Source organism: Nocardia sp. CDC153, assembly GCF_035818515.1.
Taxonomy (GTDB): Bacteria; Actinomycetota; Actinomycetes; order Mycobacteriales; family Mycobacteriaceae; genus Nocardia.
Genome location: NZ_JAYKYU010000005.1, coordinates 47,350 through 72,190, shown reverse-complemented (window position 1 = coordinate 72,190; position 24,841 = coordinate 47,350). Strand labels below are relative to the sequence as shown.

Annotated in this window: 22 protein-coding genes; 7 read left to right on the top strand and 15 right to left on the bottom strand. The window is 67.6% G+C overall.

Annotation, left to right across the window (positions count from 1 at the left end; all coding sequences use genetic code 11):
* Nucleotide 1: 1 nt before the first annotated feature.
* Nucleotides 2-1,678 (top strand): glycerol-3-phosphate dehydrogenase, encoded by a 1,677-nt coding sequence (gene glpD, locus VMT65_RS27170; protein ID WP_326311270.1) that lies wholly within the window; start codon nt 2-4, stop codon nt 1,676-1,678.
* A 208-nt stretch (nt 1,679-1,886) separates the two neighbouring features.
* The gene (locus VMT65_RS27165; RefSeq protein ID WP_326311269.1) at nt 1,887-2,717 is read left to right on the top strand and encodes an MIP/aquaporin family protein; all 831 of its coding nucleotides are present in this window, start codon (nt 1,887-1,889) and stop codon (nt 2,715-2,717) included.
* An 18-nt stretch (nt 2,718-2,735) separates the two neighbouring features.
* Here VMT65_RS27165 and VMT65_RS27160 read toward each other — a convergent pair whose 3' ends face one another.
* Entirely contained in the window at nt 2,736-3,239 is a 504-nt protein-coding gene (locus VMT65_RS27160; protein ID WP_326311268.1) for a PaaI family thioesterase, read from the bottom strand.
* A gap of 125 nt (nt 3,240-3,364) precedes the next feature.
* On the opposite strand from VMT65_RS27160, the gene VMT65_RS27155 reads away from it, so the two are divergent.
* On the top strand, nt 3,365-3,979 hold the full coding sequence (locus VMT65_RS27155) for a YbhB/YbcL family Raf kinase inhibitor-like protein (RefSeq protein ID WP_326311267.1): 615 nt from the start codon (nt 3,365-3,367) through the stop codon (nt 3,977-3,979).
* Between the two features lie 7 nt (nt 3,980-3,986).
* On the opposite strand, the gene VMT65_RS27150 is transcribed toward VMT65_RS27155, so the two are convergent.
* Nucleotides 3,987-6,575, bottom strand: a complete 2,589-nt coding sequence (locus VMT65_RS27150; protein ID WP_326311266.1) for an ATP-dependent Clp protease ATP-binding subunit — start codon at nt 6,573-6,575, stop codon at nt 3,987-3,989.
* 160 nt (nt 6,576-6,735) lie between these two features.
* Here VMT65_RS27150 and VMT65_RS27145 point away from each other — a divergent pair, with 160 nt between their 5' ends.
* On the top strand, nt 6,736-8,016 hold the full coding sequence (locus tag VMT65_RS27145) for a M20 metallopeptidase family protein (RefSeq protein ID WP_326311265.1): 1,281 nt from the start codon (nt 6,736-6,738) through the stop codon (nt 8,014-8,016).
* Between the two features lie 34 nt (nt 8,017-8,050).
* Here VMT65_RS27145 and VMT65_RS27140 read toward each other — a convergent pair whose 3' ends face one another.
* On the bottom strand, nt 8,051-8,275 hold the full coding sequence (locus VMT65_RS27140) for a hypothetical protein (protein ID WP_326311264.1): 225 nt from the start codon (nt 8,273-8,275) through the stop codon (nt 8,051-8,053).
* Between the two features lie 267 nt (nt 8,276-8,542).
* Between VMT65_RS27140 and VMT65_RS27135 the strand changes: the two genes are divergently transcribed.
* Entirely contained in the window at nt 8,543-12,160 is a 3,618-nt protein-coding gene (locus VMT65_RS27135) for a BTAD domain-containing putative transcriptional regulator (protein ID WP_326311263.1), read from the top strand.
* Nucleotides 12,161-12,166: 6 nt separating this feature from the next.
* Here the strand turns inward: VMT65_RS27135 and VMT65_RS27130 are convergent, their stop codons facing one another.
* The 3 genes from VMT65_RS27130 to VMT65_RS27120 form a co-directional block, all read right to left on the bottom strand.
* Entirely contained in the window at nt 12,167-12,508 is a 342-nt protein-coding gene (locus VMT65_RS27130; RefSeq protein ID WP_326311262.1) for a histone-like nucleoid-structuring protein Lsr2, read from the bottom strand.
* Between the two features lie 135 nt (nt 12,509-12,643).
* Entirely contained in the window at nt 12,644-13,192 is a 549-nt protein-coding gene (locus VMT65_RS27125; RefSeq protein ID WP_326311261.1) for an Rv3235 family protein, read from the bottom strand.
* A gap of 104 nt (nt 13,193-13,296) precedes the next feature.
* Nucleotides 13,297-14,784, bottom strand: a complete 1,488-nt coding sequence (locus VMT65_RS27120) for a flavin-containing monooxygenase (RefSeq protein ID WP_326311260.1) — start codon at nt 14,782-14,784, stop codon at nt 13,297-13,299.
* Here VMT65_RS27120 and VMT65_RS27115 point away from each other — a divergent pair.
* Both VMT65_RS27115 and VMT65_RS27110 read left to right on the top strand, forming a co-directional pair.
* Nucleotides 14,783-15,865, top strand: a complete 1,083-nt coding sequence (locus tag VMT65_RS27115; protein WP_326311259.1) for an AraC family transcriptional regulator — start codon at nt 14,783-14,785, stop codon at nt 15,863-15,865. The two genes, VMT65_RS27120 and VMT65_RS27115, sit on opposite strands and share 2 nt — an antisense overlap.
* 134 nt (nt 15,866-15,999) lie before the next feature.
* A complete protein-coding gene (locus VMT65_RS27110) occupies nt 16,000-16,227 on the top strand; it encodes a hypothetical protein (RefSeq protein WP_326311895.1) in 228 nt (75 codons plus the stop codon).
* On the opposite strand, the gene VMT65_RS27105 is transcribed toward VMT65_RS27110, so the two are convergent.
* The 9 genes from VMT65_RS27105 to VMT65_RS27065 form a co-directional block, all read right to left on the bottom strand.
* Complete coding sequence (locus VMT65_RS27105) at nt 16,224-17,027, bottom strand: nuclear transport factor 2 family protein (RefSeq protein WP_326311258.1); 804 nt, start codon at nt 17,025-17,027, stop codon at nt 16,224-16,226. The genes VMT65_RS27110 and VMT65_RS27105 overlap by 4 nt on opposite strands.
* Before the next feature lie 95 nt (nt 17,028-17,122).
* Entirely contained in the window at nt 17,123-17,992 is an 870-nt protein-coding gene (locus VMT65_RS27100) for an LLM class F420-dependent oxidoreductase (protein WP_326311257.1), read from the bottom strand.
* 61 nt (nt 17,993-18,053) lie between these two features.
* Entirely contained in the window at nt 18,054-18,632 is a 579-nt protein-coding gene (locus VMT65_RS27095) for a hypothetical protein (protein ID WP_326311256.1), read from the bottom strand.
* Between the two features lie 22 nt (nt 18,633-18,654).
* Nucleotides 18,655-19,611, bottom strand: coding sequence for an MlaD family protein (locus tag VMT65_RS27090; RefSeq protein WP_326311255.1), 957 nt, complete (start codon nt 19,609-19,611; stop codon nt 18,655-18,657).
* A gap of 19 nt (nt 19,612-19,630) precedes the next feature.
* On the bottom strand, nt 19,631-20,737 hold the full coding sequence (locus VMT65_RS27085) for an MlaD family protein (protein ID WP_326311254.1): 1,107 nt from the start codon (nt 20,735-20,737) through the stop codon (nt 19,631-19,633).
* Nucleotides 20,734-21,816: an MlaD family protein gene (locus tag VMT65_RS27080; protein WP_326311253.1), complete on the bottom strand. Its 1,083-nt coding sequence runs from the start codon at nt 21,814-21,816 to the stop codon at nt 20,734-20,736. Before VMT65_RS27080 ends, VMT65_RS27085 begins: the two co-directional genes overlap by 4 nt.
* Nucleotides 21,816-22,835, bottom strand: a complete 1,020-nt coding sequence (locus VMT65_RS27075; protein WP_326311252.1) for an MlaD family protein — start codon at nt 22,833-22,835, stop codon at nt 21,816-21,818. The genes VMT65_RS27080 and VMT65_RS27075 overlap by 1 nt, the downstream gene beginning before the upstream one ends.
* Complete coding sequence (locus tag VMT65_RS27070; RefSeq protein WP_326311251.1) at nt 22,823-23,812, bottom strand: MlaD family protein; 990 nt, start codon at nt 23,810-23,812, stop codon at nt 22,823-22,825. The genes VMT65_RS27075 and VMT65_RS27070 overlap by 13 nt, the downstream gene beginning before the upstream one ends.
* Nucleotides 23,809-24,837 carry an MlaD family protein gene (locus tag VMT65_RS27065; RefSeq protein ID WP_326311250.1) on the bottom strand — a complete coding sequence of 343 codons (1,029 nt, stop codon included), beginning with the start codon at nt 24,835-24,837 and terminating at the stop codon, nt 23,809-23,811. Before VMT65_RS27065 ends, VMT65_RS27070 begins: the two co-directional genes overlap by 4 nt.
* Nucleotides 24,838-24,841: the final 4 nt, after the last annotated feature.

Below are 24,841 nucleotides of genomic sequence, written 5' to 3'. Positions count from 1 at the left end.
CGTGTCCGCACAACTGGATCCCGCCTACCGCGCCCGGGCGATTGATTCGCTCGGCGACACCGAAATCGATGTGCTCGTGATCGGTGGTGGAGTGACCGGAGCGGGTGCCGCCCTGGACGCCGCCTCGCGCGGCCTGTCCGTCACCCTGGTCGAGGCGCGCGACTTCGCGGCCGGTACCTCGAGCCGCTCCTCCAAGCTCATCCACGGTGGCCTGCGCTACCTCGAGCAGTACGACTTCGCCCTGGTCCGTGAGGCTTTGAAGGAGCGCGGGCTGCTGCTGAACAAGCTGGCCCCGCACCTGGTGCACCCGGTCTCGTTCCTGTTCCCGCTGCAGAAGCACTACGAGCGCTTCTACATCGGCGCGGGCATCGCCCTCTACGACACCATGGGCGGCGCGCGCTCGGTCCCCATGCACCGGCACCTGAGCCGTTCCAAGGCACTGGAATTGGCCCCGGCGTTGGCCGAGGACTCCATGACCGGCGCGATCCGCTACTACGACGCGCAGGTCGACGACGCCCGCCACACCATGATGATCGCCCGCACCGCCGCCCAGCACGGCGCGACCGTGCTGACCCGCACCAAGGTCACCGGCCTGCTGCGCGACGGCGAGAAGGTCGTGGGCGCGAAGGTCGTGGATCTGGAAACCGGTCTGGAGCACAGCATCCGGGCCAAGACCGTGATCTCGGCGACCGGCGTGTGGACCGACGACATGATCAAGATGACCGGCGTGGACTTCCCGTTCCACGTGCGCATGTCCAAGGGCGTGCACATCATGGTGCCGCGCGAGAAGCTGGACATGGGCACCGGCATCGCCATGAAGACCGAGAAGTCCGTGCTGTTCGTGATCCCGTGGGCCGAGCACTGGATCATCGGCACCACCGACACCGACTGGTCGCTGGACAAGAACCACCCGACCGCCACCGCCGGGGATGTGCAGTACATCCTCGACCACGTCAATTCGCTGCTGCGCGAACCGCTCACCCGCGCCGACATCGTCGGCACCTACGCGGGCCTGCGGCCGCTCATGACCGGCGCGTCCAAGGAGACCTCGAAGCTGTCGCGCGAGCACGCGGTGGCCGAGCCCGCCCCGGGCCTGTTCGTCATCGCGGGCGGCAAGTACACCACCTACCGCGTGATGGCCGCCGATGTGGTCGACGCCGCCGCCGAGCGCCTGGGCAGCGATGTCGCGCCGTCGGTGACCGCCAACCTGCCCATCCTGGGCGCGGTCGGCTACCAGGACATGCTGGACTCGATCGCCGATGTGGCCGCGCGGGCCGAACTGCCGGTCGAGACCGTGGAACACCTGCTGGGCCGCTACGGCTCGCTGGCCGAGGACATCTTCGCCCTCATCGCCGCGGTTCCCGAACTGCGCGAGCCGATCTCGGGCGCGGAGGACTACCTGGCCGCCGAGGCCGTCTACGCCGCCACCCACGAGGGCGCGCTGCACCTGGACGACCTGCTGACCCGCCGCACCCGCATCTCCATCGAGGTCGCCGACCGCGGCCTGAAGGCGGCCCCGGAGATCGCCCGTCTCATCGCCCCGCACCTGGGCTGGACCGATGAGCGCACCAACGAGGAGATCAACCGCTACTTCGACCGCGTGCACGCCGAGCTGGCCGCGAACGAGGAGAAGGACGACGAGGCGGCCAATGCGGCGCGCCTGGTCGCCACCGCCTGATATTTCGATAACACGCTGTAGCGCCGTACGAGGCATTTCGTACGGCGCTACAGCCGTATCTCGAGCGCTGAATTCCGCTGCGCCGGAATTATTTCCGGACTTGTGTTCGTCGTGCTTTTACCTCTAGCGTGTTTCTAAAGGTTTGCTGAGCGAAAGACCGTAGAGTCTGGTTCAGAGTGGCATCGGACGCCGAACGGAAGGCGGATCAATGGGCTTCAGCTCTATTTTTGTCAGTGAGGCGCTAGGCACCGGAGTACTGATACTCCTGGGTGCCGGTGTAGTTGCCAATGTGGTGCTGGCCAAGTCGAAAGGCTTCGACGGCGGCTGGCTTCTCATTACCTTCGGTTGGGGTCTCGGTGTTTTCGGCGGCGTGTATGTCGCCTACAAGACCGGCGGCCATCTGAATCCCGCGGTCACCATCGGCAATCTGTTTTCCGGCGCGAAGGAATACGCGCCCGGTATCGAGGTGAATTTCACCAATACCGTTGCCTACCTGTCGGGTCAGCTGGTCGGCGCGTTCCTCGGCGCGTGCGCCGCCTACGTGGTCTACAAGAAGCACTTCGACGAGGAGCCCGACGAGGGCAAGAAGCTGGGCGTGTTCTCCACCGGCCCGGCCATCCGCTCCTACACCTGGAACTTCCTCACCGAGGTCATCGCCACCTTCGTGCTGGTCTTCGTGATCCTCGCCTTCGGCAAGACCCCCAGCGGCCTGGGCCCGCTGGCCGCGGCCCTGCTGGTGGTCGGCATCGGCGCGTCCCTGGGCGGCCCGACCGGCTACGCCATCAACCCGGCCCGCGATCTCGGGCCCCGCATCGCCTACGCCCTGCTTCCCACCCGCCGCGCGGCAGGCGTTCTACCCGAACGCATTCCGGCCGACGTGACCGCGGGCGGCGCGGCCCAGCGCGTGATCGAGGAGAATCCGGGCGACCCGGTCTCCTCCACCGAGAAGAACGCCGACTGGTCCTACGCCTGGGTCCCGGTCCTGGGTCCCCTCGTCGGCGGCGCGCTCGCGGGCCTCGTCGCCCAGTGGTACATGTAGCGGTACAGGTAGCGGAGCTCAGACTCCGAGGCTGTTCAGATCGCCGGGGGCCGCGCCGAGACTGAAGAAGTGTTCCGGCGCGACCTCGACGAAAATCGCTCGGCCGGTGGCGATCACGGTATCGCCATCGGTCAACGTGGTGTCTATGAAGAGCTTTCGACCCTCGCGGGCGGCGAGCATCGCGGTCACCACGTAGTCGCGATGCAGGCGGGCGGGGGCGCGGAAGGTGACGTCGAGCTTGACCGTGACGGCGGGCTGGCGCAGGGGGACCAGGATCGCACCGCAGGCGTCGTCCAGCGCCGCGGCCACAATGCCGCCGTGCGCCACGCCGGGCGCGCCCTGATGCCGCTCGTCGAGGGTGAACGTGCCGCGCACGATGTCCCCGCGACGTTCGAAGGCGATGCACGGCGAGGCCGGATTCGCGGGCCCGCAACCGAAGCACCCGGGATGATGCGGCGGGAACGGCCCGTCGGCGACGAGGTCGCCCAGCGGCAGCGGCGCGGCGTCGCGATCATGATCCATGGGTAAAAATTAATACAGATTCAAAAAAGTGCGAAGTATGTACCAAATATTGGGAAGCGAATTCCAACTCATGGGCATGGTGAGAGAATTCCCCGGTCAGATCGCGACGCTTTCCCGAGGAAGTCATGAACCGCATCGCACGCTCCGTGGCCGTCGTCTCCGGCGTCCTGGCGGCCATTGCCGCCGGGACCACGGCCTGTGGATCGAGCAACGATCATTCCACCCCCACCACGTCACCGGCCGCCCGCACGGTTCGATCCGGCATTCCGGATTCTGCCAAGAAGTTCGACATCACCAGCCCGGATCTCACCGACGGGCAGGCCATGTCCCAGGCCCAGTGGGCGAATTCGAACGGCTGCACCGGCGGCAATCAAGCCCCGAGAGTGCGGTGGTCCGGCGCTCCGGCCGACGCGAAGAGCTTCGCGGTCACCATGTTCGACGTGGACGCGCCCACCGGCAGCGGTCTGTGGCACTGGCTGACCTGGGACATACCGGCGACGGCCACCGATCTGACCGCCGCCGCGAACGCCGTCGCCGGGACGAACGACCTCGGGATGTCCGGTTACCTGGGGCCGTGTCCGCCGACCGGTGACGGGTTGCACCACTACTGGATCACGGTGCTGGCCTTGGACACTCCCGCCCTGGGCCTTCCGGCCAATACTCCACCGGCGCTCGCCGCGTTCGCGCTCAATCGCCGCACCATCGGCTTCGCCCGCATGACGGTGACGGCGCAGCAGTAAGGCACCCTCAGCCCTTCCCCGGGGAAGCCTTTCCACTCCCGGTCTTGGCGCTGTCATTCTTGCGGCCACTACCATTGGCGGACTTCGGTTTTCCGCCCTTGCCGACGGTCGCGATCGACTCCTCGGTGAGCTTGGCGTCGGTCTTCTTCCCGCCGGTGTGATGGACCGCCTCGATCGTCAGTCCGTTGTCGTCGGCGTCGATGCGGACCGTGTCGCCGGGTGCCAGCGCGCCCTCCAGGAGTTTCTTCGACAGCGCGTTGTCCAACTGCTTCTGCACCGTGCGGCGCAGCGGACGGGCGCCGAACTCGGGCTGATATCCGTTGTCCGCCAACCAATCCATGGCCTTGTCCGACACGTCCAGCCCGATGTCCTGGGCGTGCAGGCGGCGGCGCGTGCCGTCGAGCACCAGGTCGACGATGTTCCGCAGCTGCGACTTGTCGAGGCGGTGGAAGATGATCTGCTCGTCGAGGCGGTTGAGGAACTCGGGGCGGAATTGCTTGCGCAGCCGCTCCTCCAGTTGCGGCTCGATCGAAGCCAGGTCGCCGTCCTTCGCGGACAGGATGAGATCGGAACCGATATTGCTGGTGAGGATCACGATGGTGTTCTTGAAATCGACCGTGCGGCCCTTGGAGTCGGTGACGCGGCCGTCGTCGAGCAGTTGCAACAGCACATTGAACACATCCGGGTGCGCCTTCTCGACCTCGTCGAACAGGATCACCGAATACGGTTGGCGGCGCACCTTGTCGGTGAGCTGGGCGGCATCGTCGTAGCCGACGTATCCGGGCGGCGCGCCGACCAGCCGCGACACCGTGTGCTTCTCCTGGAACTCGCTCATATCGAAGCGAATGAGCCGGTCCTCGTCACCGAAGACGGTCTGCGCCAACGCCTTCGCGAGCTCGGTCTTACCGACCCCGGTCGGGCCGAGGAACAGGAACGACCCGACGGGCCGATTCGGATCCTTGAGCCCCGCGCGGGCCCGGCGCACCGCCTCGGCCACCGCGACAATGGCCTCCTCCTGGCCGACCACGCGCCGATGCAGATCCTGTTCCAGCTTCAGCAGTTTCGCGCGTTCCTCGGTGGTGAGGTCGGCGACCGGAATGCCGGTCTGGCGCGAGATCACCTCGGCGATATCGGTGATCTCGACCGTCGGAATCGAGGTGCGGTCCACCTCGTCGGCGGTCTTCTTCTCGGTCTTGGCGATCTCGGCCTTGATCTTGTTCGCCTTCTCGTAATCCTCGGCGGCGACCGCGGCGTCCTTCTCCCGATTCAGGTGCGCGAGCTTGTCTTCCAGCTCGCGGACCTTGGGGTCGGGGGTGCGTTCGCGCAGCCGCACGCGCGCACCGGCCTGGTCGACCAGATCGATGGCCTTGTCCGGCATGAAGCGGTCGGTGATGTAGCGGTCGGACAACTCCGCCGCGGCGATCAGGGCCTCGTCCAGATAGCGCACCTGATGGTGTTCCTCGTAGACGTCCGAGAGTCCGCGCAGGATCTCGATGGTGTCGGCCACCGACGGCTCGGACACCATGACCGGTTGGAAGCGCCGCTCGAGCGCCGCGTCCTTCTCGATGTACTTGCGGTACTCGTCGATGGTGGTCGCGCCGATGGCGTGCAGCTCACCGCGGGCCAGGGCGGGCTTGAGCATATTGCCCGCGTCCATGGAGCCCTCGCCACCGCCGCCCGCGCCCACGATGGTGTGCAGTTCGTCGATGAAGATCACCAATTCGTCGGAGTGCGCGCGGACTTCGTCGAGCACCTTGGTGAGCCGCTCCTCGAATTCGCCGCGGTACTTGCTGCCCGCGACCATGGAACTCACGTCCAGGGCGATGACGCGGCGGTCGGCCAGCGTCTCGGGGACATCGCCATTGACGATGCGCTGGGCCAAGCCCTCCACGATGGCGGTCTTGCCCACGCCCGGGTCGCCGATGAGGACGGGATTGTTCTTGCGGCGGCGGGAGAGGATCTCGACGGTCTGCTCGATCTCCTCGGCCCGCCCGACCACCGGATCCACCTTGCCCGCACGGGCTTCGGCGGTGAGGTCGCGGCCGTATTCGTCGAGGGTCGGGGTGTCCGAGGGCTCCTTGGCCGTGGTGGCGGCGGGCATCTTCGCACCGGACAGTGCCTGGGCGGCCGGACTGTCCGGCAGGCTCGCGATACCGAGCAGCAGGTGTTCCGGGCCGATGTAGCTGCTGCCCGCCTCGGCGGCACTGCGCTGCGCGTTGCGCAGGGCCAGCTTGGCGGCCGGACTCAGGGCCAGGGCGTGGTCACCGCCGTGCGCGCCGACGCCGCTGCCGGTAGCCGCCTGCATCTGCTTGCGCAGTTGCTCAGGGTCACGGCCAATTTCGGCGATGATGCTCCGCGCGGGTTCGATGGCGGCGGCCGCCCAGAGCAGGTGTTCGGGGGTGATCTCCGTGCTGCCCCAGTCGTGCGCGGCCCGGCGGGCGTCGGCGACCACCTGTTTGGCGCTCTCGCTCAGCAAACGACTCAGGTCGATGCGTTGCACCGGGGGTTGGCGGGACATTCCGGATCCGAAGAAACGGCTGAAGATGTCGTCGAAGGAGTCGAAGGAACCCATCGAACTGGGCCAACCCTGCGTCATGGTCACCTCACGGTTCGGGCGACGGCTCGCTTCGACTCGGATTGGAAACAAGTCTGCCGACGCGTCAACTAACGGATGGCGAACTCCGGTTCCACAGTAGTAGCCTCGGCGCGGACGGCAAGCGGCCGTGATGACTTTGTTCCGATCGAACGGAGTCCCCATGAGTGCCCTGTACGACGAGCTCGACACCCGCGCGACCGCGGTGTCCCCGCAGGTGGTGCGGTGGCGACACCACCTGCACCAGCATCCGGAGTTGTCCAACCGCGAGGTCCACACCGCGGCGCTGATCACCGATCATCTGAAGTCGTTGAGCCTGGACGAGGTTCGCACCGGCATCGCCGGACACGGCGTGGTCGGGGTGCTGCGCGGGGGGCTACCGGGCGACCGGGTGATCGCGCTGCGCGCCGATACCGACGCGCTGCCGGTGCCGGATCTGTGCGGGGTGCCCTTCGCCTCGCACGTGGTCGACAAGACCTATCCCGGCGGGCCGTTCCCGGTGTCGCACGCCTGCGGGCACGACTGTCACACCGCGATGCTCATGGGCGCGGCCACCGTCCTGGCCGGAGTCCGCGAAAAGCTGCCCGGCACGGTGCTTTTCGTCTTCCAGCCCGCCGAGGAAGGGCCGCCGGTGGAGGAGAAGGGCGGCGCGAGCGAGATGCTCGCACAGGGTGCGCTCGACGATCCCGCGCCCACCATGGCGTTCGGATTCCACGTGACGCCATATCCCAAGGGCTACATCGGATATCGGGTCGGCAATCAGTTCGGGGCCTCGTGCCTGGTCCAGATCACCATCACCGGACAGCAGGTGCACGGGTCCACCCCGTGGATGGGCATCGACCCCATGCCCGCGGCCGGCGCCATCCTCACCGGGGTCGGCCAGCTCTACCGGCAGATCAGCGCCTTCGACCCGGTCACGGTGAGCATCGGGCACGTGGAGGATGTCGGGCGGTTCAATATCATCGGCCAGACCGTGACGCTGTGGGGCACCATTCGCTGCTCGATCGAGAGCGATATGGCCGAGGTGCAGACGCGGCTGCGGACCCTGGCGACCAATACCGCGGCGGCCTACAACTGTTCCGCGACAGTCGAATTCCTCCAGGACGTGCCCGCGGTGCACAATCAGCAGGCCTGGATGGACGCCGCGCTGCCCACCTTCCGGCGGGTGGTCGGCGACGACCGGGTGGTCCCGACCCCACCCACGCTCGGATACGACGATGTCTCCGAGTTCGTCAACAGGTACGGCGGGTTGTACGTGACGCTGGGGGTGCAGGACGCGCAGCTCGGCGCGGAGGGCCTACCGGTTCCGGTGCCTGGCGGACGCGGGATGTTCATGAACCACAATCCGCACTTCTACGCCGATGACGACACGCTGGTGACCGGGGTGCGACTGCACGCGCAGGTGGCCTACGACCATCTCACGGGTGCGCTGGTACCGAAATAGGTTGTCCGACAGCGATATTGTCCACGAGCGCCGGTCAGCGCCCGGCCACGACGGGCAGGAACGGCGCGTAGTCGCGGACGTGCCCCTCGGTCCAGTCCCACAGGGACACGGGATCGACGGGGACGCCGCGCTGCAACACCAGCCGCCAGCCGTCGGACTGTTTTTCCCAGATATCGCCGTCGCGGTCGACGTACATGCCGGTGCGCTGGGGCTCGACACCCGGCTCACCCATTCCCCGGGGGAATTCCACACGCTTCACCACACCAACCATCCCCTCGTCTCGCTTGCTTCCAGTCAGAAGTATTCTCCCCGCCTCTTGCGATTCACTTCTGGTCGGGTTGTGTGACGCATTCCTACTGTTAGCATTACAAACAATTTTCCGTACCACACGGTCTACTTCATGGACCGGGCCGCCCGTAACTATCCGACAACTATTCCGCAACCTTTTGGCATCTCCAGGTTTTTGCGGGATAGTGCTCTTCTTGCAGCGAACGTCCAGTTCGCTTCCGGGCGCAGGAGGACACCGATGGCAGGCGCGGAGCTGAGAGTGCTCGGCCCGCTGCAGCTGTCCGTCGACGGTCACGACATCCCGCTCGGGACACCCATCCAACGCGCGGTGCTGGGACGGCTCATTGTCGCCCATGGCCAGGTCGTGAGCACCGAGCGGCTGAGCTACGACCTCTGGGCCGGGCATCCGCCGCCCAAGGCGGCGGCGGTGCTGCAGGTCCACGTGCACAATCTGCGGCGGCTGTTCGAACCGCACCGCCCGCGCCGCGCGCCCTCCCGGTTCATCGTGTCCGAATCGTCCGGATATGCATTGAAGATTCCCGAAGACGCCGTCGACGCATGGCATTTCGAACAGCAGTTGCGGACCTATCAGGAACTGGTCAGCAATCCGGACATTCACACCGATGCGGTGGAACGCAATGCTCTTCTGGAGGCCGCCCTGGCGCTCTGGCACGGCCCCGCCCTGGAGGCCTTCGCCGAGGCGGACTGGGCCATCGCGGAGGCCGATCGCCTCACCGACCTCTATCTCACCGCCGTGGAACTGAATGCCCGCGCCGAACTCGAACTGGGTCGCTCCGGTGAGGTCGTGCGGGAACTGCGCCAACTCTTCGAGGATCATCCGGGGCGCGAGGAAATAGTCCGGCTGCTGGCCCTCGCGCAATATCAACTGGGCCAACAATTGCAGGCCCTCACCACCATTCGCCGCTCGCGGGACTTCCTCGCCATGCAATTCGGTGTCGACCCCTCCCCCGCCCTGCGCGACCTCGAGATCGCCATCCTCAACCACTCCGCCACCCTCGGCTCCACGGCCGCGACACCGCCCACGACCCCGGCCGATATCTCGGTGACGACCGCGGCCCGGCCGGAATCGGTCGCGGCGCGGGAACACGGACCGGCCGCCGACGCCGGGGGCGGGCAGTCCCAGTGCGCCACAGGCTATGTCACCGAACTATCCGAGTTGCTGCGCACCGCGGAGGCCGCGCGCGGCGGGCGGCTGCGGCTCGCCTGGGTATCCGGCGAGGCCGGAATCGGCAAGACCGTGCTGGCCGAAGCGGTCCTGTCCGCTCTGGCGAACGCGAATTGGCTGGTCGCGACCGGCACCTGTCCCGAAATCGACGGTGCGCCAACGGCTTGGGCCTGGACGGAAATACTCACCGCGCTGGAATCCGCCACCGGCGCGGCCGCGACCACGTCGGCGGCGCGACCCCGCAGCCCGGCCTTCGTGACCACGGCGGGACCGATCCGATCGGAGTCGCCCCCGCCCCGCGGCGACGAAGAGACGTTCACGCTGGCCCGGGTGATCGCCGAGAAGTGCCGCGCGGCAACGACTTCGGGTCCGGTGGCGCTGCTGCTCGAGGATGTGCAGCGAGCCGATCCGGCGACCCTGCAGGTCCTGCGGCAGGTCGCCAGCTGGTTGCGAGACGAGCCGGTGTTCGTGCTGGTGAGCTTGCGCCGATCCGAGGCGGGCCGGGGCGCGCACGATTCGGTCGCGGCGCTGGCACAGTACACGGGCACGTGGGTGGACCTCACCGGGCTGGATGCGGAGGGGACGAGACAGGTCGCCCGGGCCGCGGGGGCCGATGAGCTCGACGACGAGCAGGTGGCGCTGCTGCGTCGGCGGACCGGCGGTAATCCGCTGTTCGTGCGAGAGGTGGCGAAATCGCTGGCCGGACAGGGGGATTCGGATGATGTGCCGGATTCGATACGGGAGTTGATCGAGGTCCGGGTCGAGAAGTTGCCGCCGGGCGTCGCCGAGGTGCTGCGGCACGTGTCGGTCTGGGGCGAGGGGGCCGACCTGGCCATCCTGAGCGCCTCGACCGGACTGGCGGAGGATGTCGTGATCGATCTGGTGGCGGCGGCCGAGCGGGCCGGACTGGTGCAGTCGCGCAGCGGCGGGAGTGTTCGGTTCGAGCACGGCATGATCCGGGACGCGGTCTACGCGGGCATTCCCGCCCTGCGGCGCGGGCGGATGCACTGGGCGGCATTGGAACTGCTGGAAGCGCGTGCGGACGCGTTCGCGGCGCTGGCCCGGGATCCGGAGGTGCTGGCGCGTCACGCCAGTGCGGGCGCGACGGCCGAAACGGCCTCGCGGGCCATCGAATACGTGGAGCGGGCGGCAGAGCAGCGGTACCGGCGGGGCATGCGCAGCGCGAGTGTGCGACTGCTGCGGTCGGCCGTGGAACTGCACCGGCTGGCCCGCCACGATGCCGACCACGCGTCCGAGGCCGATCGAATCGCCCTACTGCGCACGCGCTGTGCCCTGGTGACCGCGCTGGCCTACGACAATCGACATCGGGAGGCGCGGGCCGAGCGGGACCGGGCCCTCACCCTGGCCGAGCAGCTCGGCGATCCGAATCTGGTGGTGCGGGCGTTGACCTGCTGGCGCGCGCCGGTGATCTGGGCGATCCGGGATTGGAGCACGCCCGATCAGCACATGCGCCGGGCCCTGGCCCGCGCCCTGGCGCGACACGGCGTGCCGCGGGCGGCCCTGGTCCTGCTGGAGACCGGTACGGCACCACCCGGATCGGCGTCCGACGACGCGGAAGCCTTTGTCGGCCATCGTGATTCGTCCGACGCGGCGAGCGGCGAGCTGGTGTTGCTGCTGGTGGCCTCGACCTTCGAGACCGGTCTGGTGGAGTACCCGGCCGGGCATCGGCTGGCAACCTGGGCGCTGGCGATCGCGCGGCGGACCGGGGATCCCGAATTGCTGTGCGCGGCGATCAATGCCGTGACGTATCTGGCCTTCGACTACGGTCCGGAGTTCGCGCGGCTGGTCACCGAGCTGGAGGAGGTGGCGGCCGCGGCGGGGCTGGCCGAATATCGGGCGCTCGCACAGTATCTGGGCTATCGGGCCGCGGTGGCGCGGACCGACCTGCGGGAGGCGGGGCGGCGGGTGAGCGCCGCGGTGGAGTTCGCCGACGAGGGGCAGCTGCGGCCACTACTGGATATGGTCGGCTGTTTCGCCGCGACCATGGAGCTGCTGCGCGGGGACGTGGACACCGCCGAGCAGCTGTATCGGCGGTTCGCCACCCACGCCCGGCAATCGGGGATGCTCAACCACGCCGAGGCGGAGTTGTTCTGCGCGCTCTCGATCGGCTGGGCGCGCGGGGATCTGAGCGGACTGCTGGATCGACTCGCGAATGCCTATGCGGCACTGCCCGCGTCGGCGGCCCCGGCGTACACGCTCGCCCTGCTCCAGGCGGGGCAGCACGAGCGGGCTCGCGTCGTCTACGAGAACTCGGATCCGATTGCGGCGGGTTTCTATCCGGTTCTCATGTCCGCATTGCGGGCGGTTGCCGCCATCGAGTTCAGCGACATTCCAGCAATTCATCGACTGTACGAATACCTGGCTCCGCACGCCGGGACCCTCATCGGACTCGAAAGCGGAATGACGCAGTTCGGCCCGATGGACGCCATCCTGGCCCGACTGGCCGCGGCCCTGGGCGACACCGAGCGTGCCGCAGCGCATCGCGACCATGCCGAACGGCAACTCGAAAGGATTCGCTCGGAACTTCCCGATCGCGATGCCGCACTACCGCGCGAATCCGGATCGGGCCATTGGTCGGATATGTCGCTTCGCGCGGAACCGATGACCGCGGGCCATCGGTTCCCAGCTAATTTCCGCGGCCTCGATTAGCGCTGGTTAATTCTTGGCACGCTGGTAGGCGTCGACGATCTCGGCCGGGATACGACCACGCGAGGAAACCTGGTGTCCCTGGGCGCGAGCCCATTCCCGGATCGCGGTGCTCTCTTCCCGGTCCACGGCCGGACGGGTGCGACCACCGGCCGCGGTCTTGCGCTTGGAACGACCCACCTTGCGCGCCTTGTCGGTCCAGGGCTCGAGGGACTCCCGCAGCTTACCGGCGTTCTTGTTCGACAGGTCGATCTCGTAGTCGTTCCCGTCGATCGAGAAAAAGACGGTTTCGTCGGCCTTCGATTCGCCGTCGTAGTCGTCAACCAGAGTTACGGTGACTTTCTTCGCCATGGACTGCCCTTCCACGTGTGAGGTGCCGCTATTCGCCGAAATGCTAATGCCGCGGGATGCAGGATTCAAACCAGGCGCGAATCGAATTAGGCGGCACCAGACTTTCTTGCTATTACCGCAGAGACCGGACAGTCTTCAGCACACCCGGAATGCGGCCAAGCGCCAGCCGGAACGACCGCGGACAATGCGGGCGGCGAGCGCGAAATGCCGCGCGCCGCGATCGTATGCCGCGCAAACTTCGGCAGCGCCGGGGTCGGCCATGATCACATCCACCCTGGTGAGCGTCGCGCTCCCGAGTCCGCGTCCGGGCAGGGTCCGCGCACCGGCCAAGGTGCGCGCCGCCGCCACCACCGCGGGGTCGGCCACCACGGCCAACTGCGCCGGCGGGCGGCGGCCGTCCAGCACCTCCAGTGCCAAACGCACCACCTTCCCCGCGAATTGCCTTGCCGCAGTGTTGTACTCATCACTGTCTCGAGTTTTCACAGCGTGCGAAGACCGCAAAACCCGTTGCAGGCCGACCGAACCCGAACGGGAGACCGCTTTCGCCGGGGACCGGAGGCTGTCCACCCGATTCCGACACCGGAATGGGCCCGACTGCGCCGCCCGATCGATCAGGGGCCGCGGGCACGGCCGCACCGGCGGCTCGAATCGCGGTGCGGGCAGCAGAAACCCACCCTCGGACATCACAAACCCCTCCCCTCGACACCACAAGCATGCCGGGATGACGAGGGGAACGAGGGCGAGAAACGAACTTCGCACCCTCGCCGATCACCTCGGTCCGTGGCCGCTCACACCCGTTGCAGGGCCTTTGCTCCGGCCACCGTCCGCAGCGTCTTGCTCAGGTCCGTGCGCAGGGTGGTGGCGGTGTCGAGGAGGTAGTTCTGGCGGACCGACCACGGGTGTTTGTCGCCCTGGCGCGGGAAGTCGCCGATCGAGCGCTGAATGTAGCCGGAGGCGAGGTCCAGCAGCGGGCGTTCCCGCAGGGCCCGTTCGGGTTGCGGGACGACCGCGGTGTAGCCGTTGCGATCCATGTAGGCGAGGACCTTGCAGACCAGCCGGGAGGTGAGGTCGGCACGCAGGGTCCAGGAGGCATTGGTGTAGCCGATGCAGACCGCGAAGTTCGGCACGCCGGTCAGCATGGTGCCCTGCCAGACGAACTGCTCGGACAGCTTCACCGGCTCGCCGTCCACCACTAGATCTATGCCGCCGAAGGCGAGCAGTTGCAGGCCGGTGGCGGTGACCACGACGTCGGCCTCGATCACCCGACCGGACTGCAGCCGAATGCCCTCGGGCACAAAGGTTTCGATGTGATCGGTGACCACCTCGGCCGCGCCCTTGCGCATGGCCTTGAAGAAGTCGGCATTGGGCACCGCGCACAGTCGCTGATCCCACGGGTTGTAGTCCGGGGTGAAGTGCTCGGCGACCAGGTTCTCGTCCTTCAGGATTCGCGTGGTGAGCCCCGTGAGCAGTTTGCGCGCGGCCTCGGGGCGACGTCGGCAGTACTGGTAGAAGCCGATATTGAACAGGATGTTCTTGGTGCGGATGATGCGGTGCGCCAGATCCGGCGGCAGCAGTTCGCGAATCCGGTCGGCCACCTTGTCGCGGCCGGGGACCGCGGAGATCCAGGTGGGGCTGCGCTGCAGCATGGTCACCAGCTCGGCCTGTTCGGCCATGGCCGGGACCAGGGTGACCGCGGTCGCGCCGCTGCCGATGACCACCACCCGCTTGCCCGCGTAATCCAGGTCCGCGGGCCAGAATTGGGGGTGCACGACGGTGCCGGTGAAGTCGGCCAGACCCGGGAATTCGGGCTCGTGGCCGTGGTCGTAGTTGTAGTAGCCGGAGCAGGAGTAGAGGAAGCCGCAGGTCAGGGTGTCGCGCTCGACCCCGTCGGCGGTGGTGCGCTCCACCGTCAGCGTCCAGCGCGATTCGGCGCTGTCCCACTGGGCGGCAAGGACTTTGGTGCCGAAGCGGATGTGCCGGTCGATGCCGTTCTCGCTCGCCGTCTCCGCGATGTAGCGCAGGATGGACGGCCCGTCGGCAATGGATTTGGCGTCGCGCCAGGGCTTGAACGGGTAGCCGAGGGTGAACATGTCGCTGTCGGAGCGAATGCCCGGGTAGCGGAACAGGTCCCAGGTGCCGCCGAGCGCCGCACGCGCCTCGAGAATGGCATAACTGCGGCCGGGCTGCTCGGTCTGCAGGCGATACGCCGCGCCGATGCCGGAGAGCCCGGCTCCGACGATGACGACGTCGAGGTGTTCGGCGGGGAGAGCGTTCATGACCTCCAGTCTGTTGCGCCCACTATTCGGTTTCTTGACTCTGCGCGACAAGTATTTGATTCTGGACGACATGTCGGTGATCAGATCCGCGGGACTGCGGGGATTCCGCGCGACCGTGGCCGAACTCGGCGGGGACGCCGAGGAGCTCACGGCCGCCTGCGGGCTGCCGGTCGCCGCCCTCGACACCGACGATCTGCTGGTCCCCGATCAGGCGGTGGCCGCGGTGCTCGAGCTCGCCGCGCATCGGCTCGGCTGCCCGGATCTGGGGCTGCGCATGGCCCGGCGGCAGGAGTTGGACATGCTCGGCCCGCTGGCCCTCGCGATTCGCAACTCACCCACCCTGTCGGAGGTGCTGGAGTGCACCTCGCGGTATCTGTTCGTGCACGCCCGCTCGCTCAGTCTGACCATGGCACCGGACCCGTACCGCGATCGCGGCGTGATCGCGCTGCACTACGGTGTCGCCGCGCCCGGCCAGCCGACTCCCGTGCAGGGCACCGATCTGGGATTGGCCTTCGTGCACAGGACGATTCAGCGTCTGGCCGAGGATCGCTACGGCCTGCGGTCGGTGGAGCTGCCCTACCGTCCGGCGGCCCCGATCCAGGCCTACGAGGAATTCTTCGGCGCGCCAGTGCGAATCGAGCGTTCGGCCGCGCTGCTGCGGGTGCCGAGCAGCCTGGCCAATCGTCCGCTTTCCGGCGGCGACGAGAATCTGCACCGGCTCGCCATGGCCTTTCTCGCCGAGCAGTCCGGCGACGCGGCCGCGACCCTCACCCCGCGCGTGCGCACCACGCTGCAGAAGCTGCTCGGCACCGCCGCACCCGAAATCGATGCCGTCGCACGACTGCTCACCCTGCACCCGCGCACCCTGCAGCGTCGCCTGGCCGCCGAGGGCACCACCTTCGCCGCCATTCTCGACGAGGTGCGCCGCGGCGAGGCCCGCCGCTATCTGACCACCACCGATATGCCGATGAGCCAGGTCGCCTCGCTCATCGGCCTGTCCGAGCAGTCGGTATTCACCCGCTGCTGCCAACGCTGGTGGGGCACTACGCCAACCGCGGTGCGGCGGGGCCGAACGGGCTGAATCGGTCCGGCACGAACCGAAATGACGCGCCCACCGATCAGAAGCACGCGAGTTTCGCTGGGCCCTTTGGCAAATCACGCACGGCGAGTCATCCGCGACGCGCAATTGTTTTGCGGGTTTTCCGCGTGTCGATCATGGTGAAGTCGCGGCCGGACCCGCAGGATGTGCTGATGATCGCCGAATGCCCGTCCTGCGCTTGGCCCTCGCCCACGGCCGTGTCCTCCCATCGCAGCGTGCAGTATCTGCGCTGCGTGTGCGGGCAGTGGCTGATCAGCGTGCACGGGAAGGTGGTCGGCGCGGCGGGGGGCACCACGTTCAGCGGGAACAATCCCCTCGCCGAGATCGCCGGTATCCGGGATTAATTCGCGCCCACGAAGATTCGGGCCGAGGCGATGCGCAGCCCCTCGGCGAAGTCGAGTTCGGCGATGCCGCGGCCCTGCCGGGTCTCCACCGTCGCCGTGACCGTGCGGCCCGCGGCGATCGCCTTGGACCAGCGCAGACCCTTGACGCGAGTGGCGAAGTCCGCCAGCGACATCGCACCGTCGGTGGCCCATTCCAGGCGCGGCACCGAGACCAGCGCCGACTGGGCGTCGGCGGTGTCGGCGCGCCCCAGCGCGTCCAGCAGTCGACCCGCCGCCTGCTTGCCCGGCTTGCCCACACCGCGCAGGCCGGACAGGAAGCCGATCGCGCCGCCGACACCTTGATTGCCGAGCAGCTGCGGCCCCAGCTTCGCCCCGGCCAGCAGGCCCTGGGCGCCGGAACCCAGCAGCTGGCCGATCATGCCCGCAAGCTCCCAATGTGCGCGCAGGGCACGAATTTTCAGCGCGCCGTCGACCTCTTCCAGGTCGTAGCGCAGATGCATGGGCACGTGCAGGGTGACGCCGGTGGACATGGTGGTGGCGATGGTCAGATCGCGGAAGACCGTGGCGCCGCACACCACGTCGTGGGCGACGTCGAAGGCGATGTCGTTGGGCGCGATGAAGGTGTCGTAGAAGCGCTCGATGGCCGCGCGCCCGAGGTGCGGGCGCGAGCCGACCGGATCCTCCACGCTGCCGTTCTCGGCGAACAGGCCCACCCAGGCGGCCTTGTCGTGCGCGCCGACCGCCGCCGGTGAGGCTTCGACGGTCGCCAGTAGTTCGGCGGCGGTGGGATTCGCGGGCACGGTGTCCTCCAGGTGGTGAGCAAGCGCGCGCGATGATACCGAACCCCCGCGATTCCCGAGGCGGGTCGGCACGATTCGCGCGCGAGCTCACCTTCTCATCGAATGACCGTCAGGCGCGGCAGCAGCCGTTCGGCGAAATCGGTTGTGTAGGCGACGGGATCGCCGTCGGGCATGAAGTCCAGCTGCGTAATGCCCAGGGCGGCGAGCTGTTCGGCATCGCGCAGCACCTGATCGGGATCGTCGAGCGCGGGCGCGACGTACACTGCGGTCTTGCGGATGGCGTCGTAGTCGCGCTGCTCGTTCTCGCAGTGCGCGCGCAGCACCTCGAGCTTGCCGGCCACGTCCTCGACCGAGCTGGCGAACAGGTTGCACGCGTCGGCGTAGCGGGCCACCAACAGCAGCGTCTTCTTCTCACCGCCGCCACCGATGCGGATCGGCGGATGCGGGCGGGTCAAAGGCGCGGGCACACAGACGGTTTCGGCCAGCTGGTAGTACTCGCCCTTGTAGGGACCGTTGTCGGGCCCCCACATCTGCAGACAGATCTGCAGCGTCTCCTCCAGCCGCTCGAAGCGCTCGGCCATCGGCACCACCGGCACCCCGAGACCGCGCTGCTCACGCTCGTACCAGGACGCGCCGATGCCGAGTTCGGCCCGGCCGCCGGACAGGACGTCCAGGGTGGTGACGATCTTGGCCAGCAGACCCGGATACCGGTACATCACACCGGTCACCAGCAGCCCCAACCGCATGCGCTCGGTCAGCGCCGCGATGTAGCCGAGGGTGGTGTAGCCCTCCAGCATGGGCTCGTCGTGCGTGCCGCGATGCTCCATCTGGAAGTAGTGGTCCATGACCGAGAACTCCGCGAATCCGGCCTGTTCGGCAATGCGGGCGGTGTGCGCCAGCGTGGACGCGATGCGCTCGGGTTCGGCGGGCGTCGAGTAATTCCAGTAGTGCAGGCCCAGTTCCATGGTTTCAGTCTGCCCGATCGGTCCTGCCCGGGTTGGCCGGTTTACCGCTAGTGCACCGGGATTACTGCTTGGGCAGCGGCAGGTCGACGCCGCCGACGTCGGTGACCTTCCAGTCGCTCTTGGGGTCGACATTGACCGTGTAGTACACGGTGGTGAGGACGCCGTCGGGGTTCTGGGCGTTGGTGGAGTTGACGTTCAGATAGACATTGACCTTGTAGACGCCGTTGTCGCGGTTGATGACCTGCGAGCTCAGCAGGGTGGGGCTCGAGGTCCACTTCAGCGGAACCAGGATCTCCTGCAGCTTCGAGGAGGTGGCGTCGAACTTGTTGGCCAGGGCCGGGGTGGTGTTGGCCTTCAGCCGCGCGGTCCAGGCATTGAAGTCGGCGTAGTTGAGATTGGCCGCGCCCAGCGCGTAGTCGGAGGCGACCTGCTCGGCGTGCTTGTCGTCGGCGGCCCGGGCCGCGGCGTCGTTCACCTCGCCGCGCGCGGACTGCCACAGCACGGTGACCCACACCAGTGCGCCGATCAGCAGCACCGCCGCGGCCGCGGTCACGAGGGTCGACAGCTTGACCGACACGGTCTTGGAGACACCGGGGGTCTCCGGCTCGACCGGCTGCTTCGGTTCGGTGTCCTGAGACATGGGTTTCTCCTTGCTGGTACTGCTATTTCACGTCGACCCGCACACGCACGGCACCGTCACCGGTGGAGGCGAGCGCCTGCGAGATCAAGCTGCTGATATTGATCTGCGGCCCGGCCGTGCGGGCCGCGTCGGCGAGCGGCTGCAACTGGGGCGCGAGGGTCTTCAATTCGGGTCCGGCCTGCTGCAACCAGTCGGTCAGCTTGACCAAGAAGGGTGCCAGCCCGTTGCCTTCGACATAGGCCTGGGGGCCGGGGGCACGGTCCACCAGTCTACCGACGGCATTGATGAGCTCCTCGAGCGACTGCTCGAACTGCACGAAGGCCGGTGCGGCCGCCGCGGTGGCGTCACCCATGCCCGCGATATTCGAGGCCGCCACCTGGAAGCTGTTGAGTAGCTGAGCGATCTTCGGTTCGCGGCTCATGATCGCCTGGGCCAGCAGATCCCCGGCCCGGGTCAGGTTCGGCATGGCCGAATCGGTGTCGTGGAAGGCCGTTCCCAGGGTGCTGGCCAGCGAGGCCGCCACCTTCGGATCGAGCTGGTTCATGACCTTGTTGACCAGCCGCGACACCTCGGGCACCGACAGCGGCGACTTGACCGCGGCGGTGTCGAGACGCTGACCGTCGGTCAGGTACGGCCCGCCGGCCGCCTTGGGCCGGAATTCCACGAACGGCTCGCCCAGCGCGGACAGCTGCTCGATGGTGATATCGCTGTTGGTGGGCAGTCTGCGATCGCCGTCGATGCGGAAGCCCACCTCGACGCCGCGCGCGGTGGAGTCCACCGAGGTGACCTTGCCGACCTTCATGCCGGTCAGCAGAATCGGCGAACCCACGCTCAGGCCACCGGAATTCGGCATCACCATGGAGGCATGGGTGTAGTGCGCGAACGGATCCGCCCGCACCACGCCGAAGGTCAGATAGCTCGCGCCCACCACGGTCACCACCGCGATGCCGCCCAGCGATGCCAGCGAACCCCACTTCATCGCACCGCCCCAATCTCTTTCATCGAACGGCGCCGATCATGCGCAGTCCGGCCAGAATGTTGGCGACCTGGTCGTCGCGGGACACCGAATCCGCCTTGACCCCGGTGATGTTCACCTTCGGCCCGTTCTCCACGAACGGAATCAGCTTGTCCCGCACCAGCGAAACCAGCGCCGACAGATTCGACGGCTGCGACAGGTCCAGTGGCTTGCCCGAAAGCGCCAGCGGCGCGAAGGCTTGCGTGACCGGGTCCAGCGCGCCCGCCAGCGGAGCCAGCCACACCAGTGACTGACCGAGCTGGCCGAGCACCGCGAAGAGCTGGGTCACGCCCTCGATGGAATGGGCGACGCCGGTCAGCGTGTCCACCGACTGCTGGCTGAGCTCGGAATCCAGGAAGTCCGCGCGGTCGTGCAGCACCTGGGCGTTCACGCCGAGGCCGTTGAGCAGCTTGTCGACCTGGTCCAGGTTCGCGGCCAGATCGACCGCGTTGCCCGCCGCGTTCTGCGCGATTCGCTTGGTCTCGTTGGGATCTCGCGGCAGCACGGCATTGAACCGGTTGATGATGTCCTGCAGCTGGTTGATCGCGCCGCCCTGGGTGAAGGCGGCCAGCGCGGCCATGGTGTCCTCGAGCTGCACCGGCGGGCGCGTGTGCTCCTGCCCGATGGTGCCGCCGTCGGTCAGCAGCGCACCGAATCCGTCCGGCGGGGTGGTGAGGGCCAGGTGGATGTCACCGAGCACCGTGTTCTGCCGCAGTTCGGCAACCGTGGCGGTCGGCAGCTGCACCTTGGACGAAATATCCGCGTCCACAACGACATAGCCGCCGCGACCGTTCGAATGCGCCGAATCCACCACGCGCACCCCGCTCACCGAGCCGACCTGCGCGCCATTGGCGATGACCTTCGCCTTGGCGGGCAGATTCAGCACATTGGCGAACTCGATGTGAATCCGATAGGTCGGCCCGGACATCGTGGTCCCGGGCACCGGCACCGACGACGGATCGAAGGCGCAGCCGCCGACGCCCGCCAAGAGCCCGGCCACCAGAACCGCGGCCCCAGCCCGCTTCGCGACACCCTTGGGCATGCGGAATTCACCGGTATCGATCGAGATGTCCCAGCGTCCGATTCTCATCGCGCACCTGCCATTCCGAGCACCAGCGGCACCAGCGGGACATTGATCAGGCCGTTGGCGGCGTCGGTGCAGGCACCCGGGGACGCCGCGTTGAGGGCGGCGCAGACCTGGTCGGCCTGCGGGGCCGGCAGGGCCGCGCGGGGAGAGCCGTAGGTGATGCCGTTGGACATGAGGTGCTGGGCGGCGTTGGTCAGCACCGGAAGCTTGCGCATGATGTCCGAGAGCGAGCCGATATTGGCGCGCAGCAGGCGGACCAGCGGGAGCGTGTCGTCCAGGGCCTTCATGATCGGGTCGCCCGCGATGGTGACCAGGTCGTTGAGCATGGGCAGCAGCTCACCGAGCCGGTCGACGAGTTGCGCACCGGGACCGATCAATTCGGTGGTGGCATTGTTCAACGCCGGGCCCAGACGCAGCAGCATGGACCGCAGATCACCCCAGTGGTCCTCGACCTTCTGACCGACCGAGGCGAAGGCGTCGAAGATGCCCGCCAGGTGCCCGATGTCCGCATCCGGTTGCGACAGTGCCGAACCCAGCTTCTTGACGATCTCGTTGATCTGCGGACCCGCGCCCTGGGTGCCCGCGTCGAGCGCGGACAGGCCGTGCGCCAACGCATCCGGGGCCTGCGCCTGCTGCAGCTGCGACGAGAGGTCGGCCAGCGCGGTCAGCGTCTCGGTAATGCTCTTGGGCGTCAGGGTTTTCGTGATGCACTGCGCGGAATCCCAGTGTCGCAGGTCCTTGCCGCTATTGAGCACCGCCAGATTGCGGTCGGCCACAATGGAATCGGAGACGGTGGTGGCCTCGGCGTCCGCGTACACCGGATACTGGGCGTCCACGGAGAACTTGACCTTCACCTTGGTGCCGTCGGCGTCGATGGAATCGACCGTGCCGACCGGGATTCCGCGCATGGTCACCTTGTTCCCGGCGTACAGGCCGACCGCATCGGGCATGATCGCGCAGTAGGACACGGTCTTCTTCATCGGGTCGAACCACACCAGGTAGCCGACGACGGCCAGCACCGCGATCAACACCGCGCCGGCGACCGACATGAACGCCTGCGATCCGAGCATCCGCTTGAACATCAGCAGTCCTTCCCGGGCACCGGAATGCACACCTGCGGCAGGGTCACGGTCTGCTGCGACTGGTCGACCGTGACGCCGCCGTCGGGAATCACCAGGTCCGACAGTTTCTTCCGCAGATCCTGCGCGGCTGTCAGGGTCGGGGCGAACTTCTGTCCGAGCTGTTCGAGCTGGCTGATGGCATCGGTGATCCCGGGTTTCAGATCCGCCCAGGTCGGCTCCGCACCACCCAGCCGCCCGAGCACATCGCTGAGCAGCCGGATCGCCTCGGCCATTTCGGCGTGCTTGTCGTCGAGCACGGTGACCAGCAGGTTGGCATTGTCCATGAGCCGACCCAGATCGCTCTTCGCGCCGTCGTACATGCGCACGTACTCATCGGCCACGGCCACGGCGTTGGACACCTGGGTACGCTGCTTGTCCAGCGCGTCCACATAGGTGCTGACGGTCTGCAGCGTAGTGCGCAGGCTGTCGGGCGCGCCGTCGATCGAGGTGCCCAGCGCCGCGAGGTTCCTGTTGAGGGTCGAGCCGTCGATCTTGGCCAGCGGCGTGGCCGCGTCCTGGAAGGTCTGCACCAGGCTGTAGGGCAGACGCACCCGGTCCGCCGGAATCGGCGTGGAGCCCAGCGGTTTCGAGCCCGCCGGGAACACCGCCACGTAGTGGCCGCCGACAATGGTCAGCATGCGAATGTCGAGGGAGGTCTGATCGCCCAGGAACACATCGGATTTCACCGTGAAGCGCATGACGACCTTGTCCGGCTTCAGTTCCAGGGACTTGACCTCGCCGACCGAGATTCCGGCGATGCGCACATCGTCGCCCGCCTTCACCGACTGCGCCTCGGACAGCTCCGCGGTGTAGGTGTGCTTGCCGAAGGGGACCACGTACAGCGCACCGGCGGCCGCCAGACCGAGCACCACCACGATCGCGCCCACAATGCCCTTGCGCAGGTGGCGCTTCTGCTTGGTCGCGTCGTCGACGACCCGATCGTCGCGGGTGAGGAACGCGGGCATTCTCATCCGTTGCATATCGCCACCTGCTGTCCCGAGATCAGCACCCGGACCACCGCGGGCACATCGGCGGTTCCCTTGCTGCACACCGGCTTCCAGCCGTTGGGGCTCGACACGTCGGCCGCGCCCAGCACCGCGGGCAGGCGGCCGAACGTATCCACCGCTTCCTTGGCGTCCGGGAAGATCTTGCGAATCAAAGCGTCCACATCGGAGCCGGAATTGATCCCCAGGGCGTTCATCAGATTGTCGATGGGCCGCAGCACCGACGGCGCGGTCATGGCGAATTGCGCCAGACCCCCGATGTTCTGCTGCAGCGCCTCGAAAATGTCGGTCAGCTGTTTCAGCAGCGGCACCAGGTAGTGCACCCGGCCGCCGAGCCGATCCGACAGATCCGACATGTTCCGGATCAGCGTCCCGATCACCTGCTGGCGATTGTCCACGTACGACGCCAGTTTCCCGATCGCGTCCATGGCCGGTCCGACACCGCTGCCGTCACCCTCGATCAGGGCCACCATGCTGGCGCTGAACTGGTTGATGGCCTCGGGAGAAATGGTCTGCAGCACCGGCTTCAGGCCATTGAACAGCTGCGTCACATCGAAGGACGGCACGGTGTGGTCCTCGCCGACCCGCGCGCCCGCCGCGAGCCGGATGCCCGGCTGGGGCTGCTGCTGCAGATCGATGTACCGCTGCCCGGTCAGGTTCTGGTAGCGGATGGCCAGCTTGGAGTTGTCGTAGAGCGGCGCATCGGTCTTGACGCTCAACCGAACTCGCGCCTTCGCGCCCTCCAGGTCGATGCTCTCGACCTTGCCGACCTGCACGCCGTACATGCGCACGTCGTCGCCGACCTTGAGGCCATTGGCATCGGTGAAGATCGCGTCGTGGGACTCGGTCTTGCCGGACACCGGCCGCTGAATCGCGGTGAGCACCAACATCAGCACCACGCCGATCACACCCGCGAACAGCGCGAGCCGCCACGCTGCGGCCTTGACGGTCATCGCGCACCCCCCAGCAGCGGGACCGCGATGGCCGGAACGCCCTTCAGATCGACCTCCACATTCAGCACCGGCCCCTGCCCGTTGTCCGGCATTGCCGCGCGCAGCCGTTCCAGCAGCAGCTTCAGCTCGGCCCCGGACTGCTGCGGCCGCGGCACCATCTGCGCGAGCGCGGTCAGCACCGGCACCAGCATGTCGGTGGTTCCGGAGAGCTGATTTCCGGCCTGGGAGAAGGTGTTCGCCAGAATCGGCAGCAGTTGACCGGTGACCGTCGCCACGCCCTTGTCGTAGGCGGCGCGATCGCTCTGCAGGCGCTGCATGCCGCGCAGCAGATCCACCACCTGCACGGTCGCGCCAGCGAACTGCCCACCGCCGTCGAAGGCCGGGCCGAGGTTGCCGAACAGCTCCGACATCGGCATCTTCTGGTTGTCGGCAATGGTGCGCTGCGCGGTGATCAGGGCCTGCGCGAGCGGGGTGAACGCCTGGGTGTCGGCCGCGGCCTGCGCGATCACCGACGCCATCTGCGGGGTCAGCACCGAACCGCCCACCTGCGAGGCGCTGCGCAGGATCGAGCCCATGGTGGCGTCGTAGACCTGCGCCGCGCGGCGGCCGGTGAAGTCCAGCACCGAGCCGTCGCGCAGCGGCGAACCGCCCGCGCCCCTGCGCAATTCGATCTCGCTGATGCCGAACAGGTTGGCGGGCGCGTAATCGACCTGCAGGCTGTCGTCGATGCCGAACAGCTTCCTGTCGTTCAAGCGCAGCGAAATCTGCTGCGTCCCATGCTGGTCCGGTGCGATGTCGGTGACCTTGCCGACCACCACGCCGTCCACGCGCACCTCGGTGCCGACCAGCACGCCGTCACCGATCTGCTCGGTGCGCAGCGAAATCGCCAGTCCGGCTTCGGTTTGCTGCGACCGGTACAGTCCCCAGCCCGCCACCACGGCGACCACCAGTCCGAGCGCGATCGCGCCGACCGTCAGCGCGCGCTTGCGATCGACGGCCACACCGGGCATTCCGTAATTCGGCATTTCC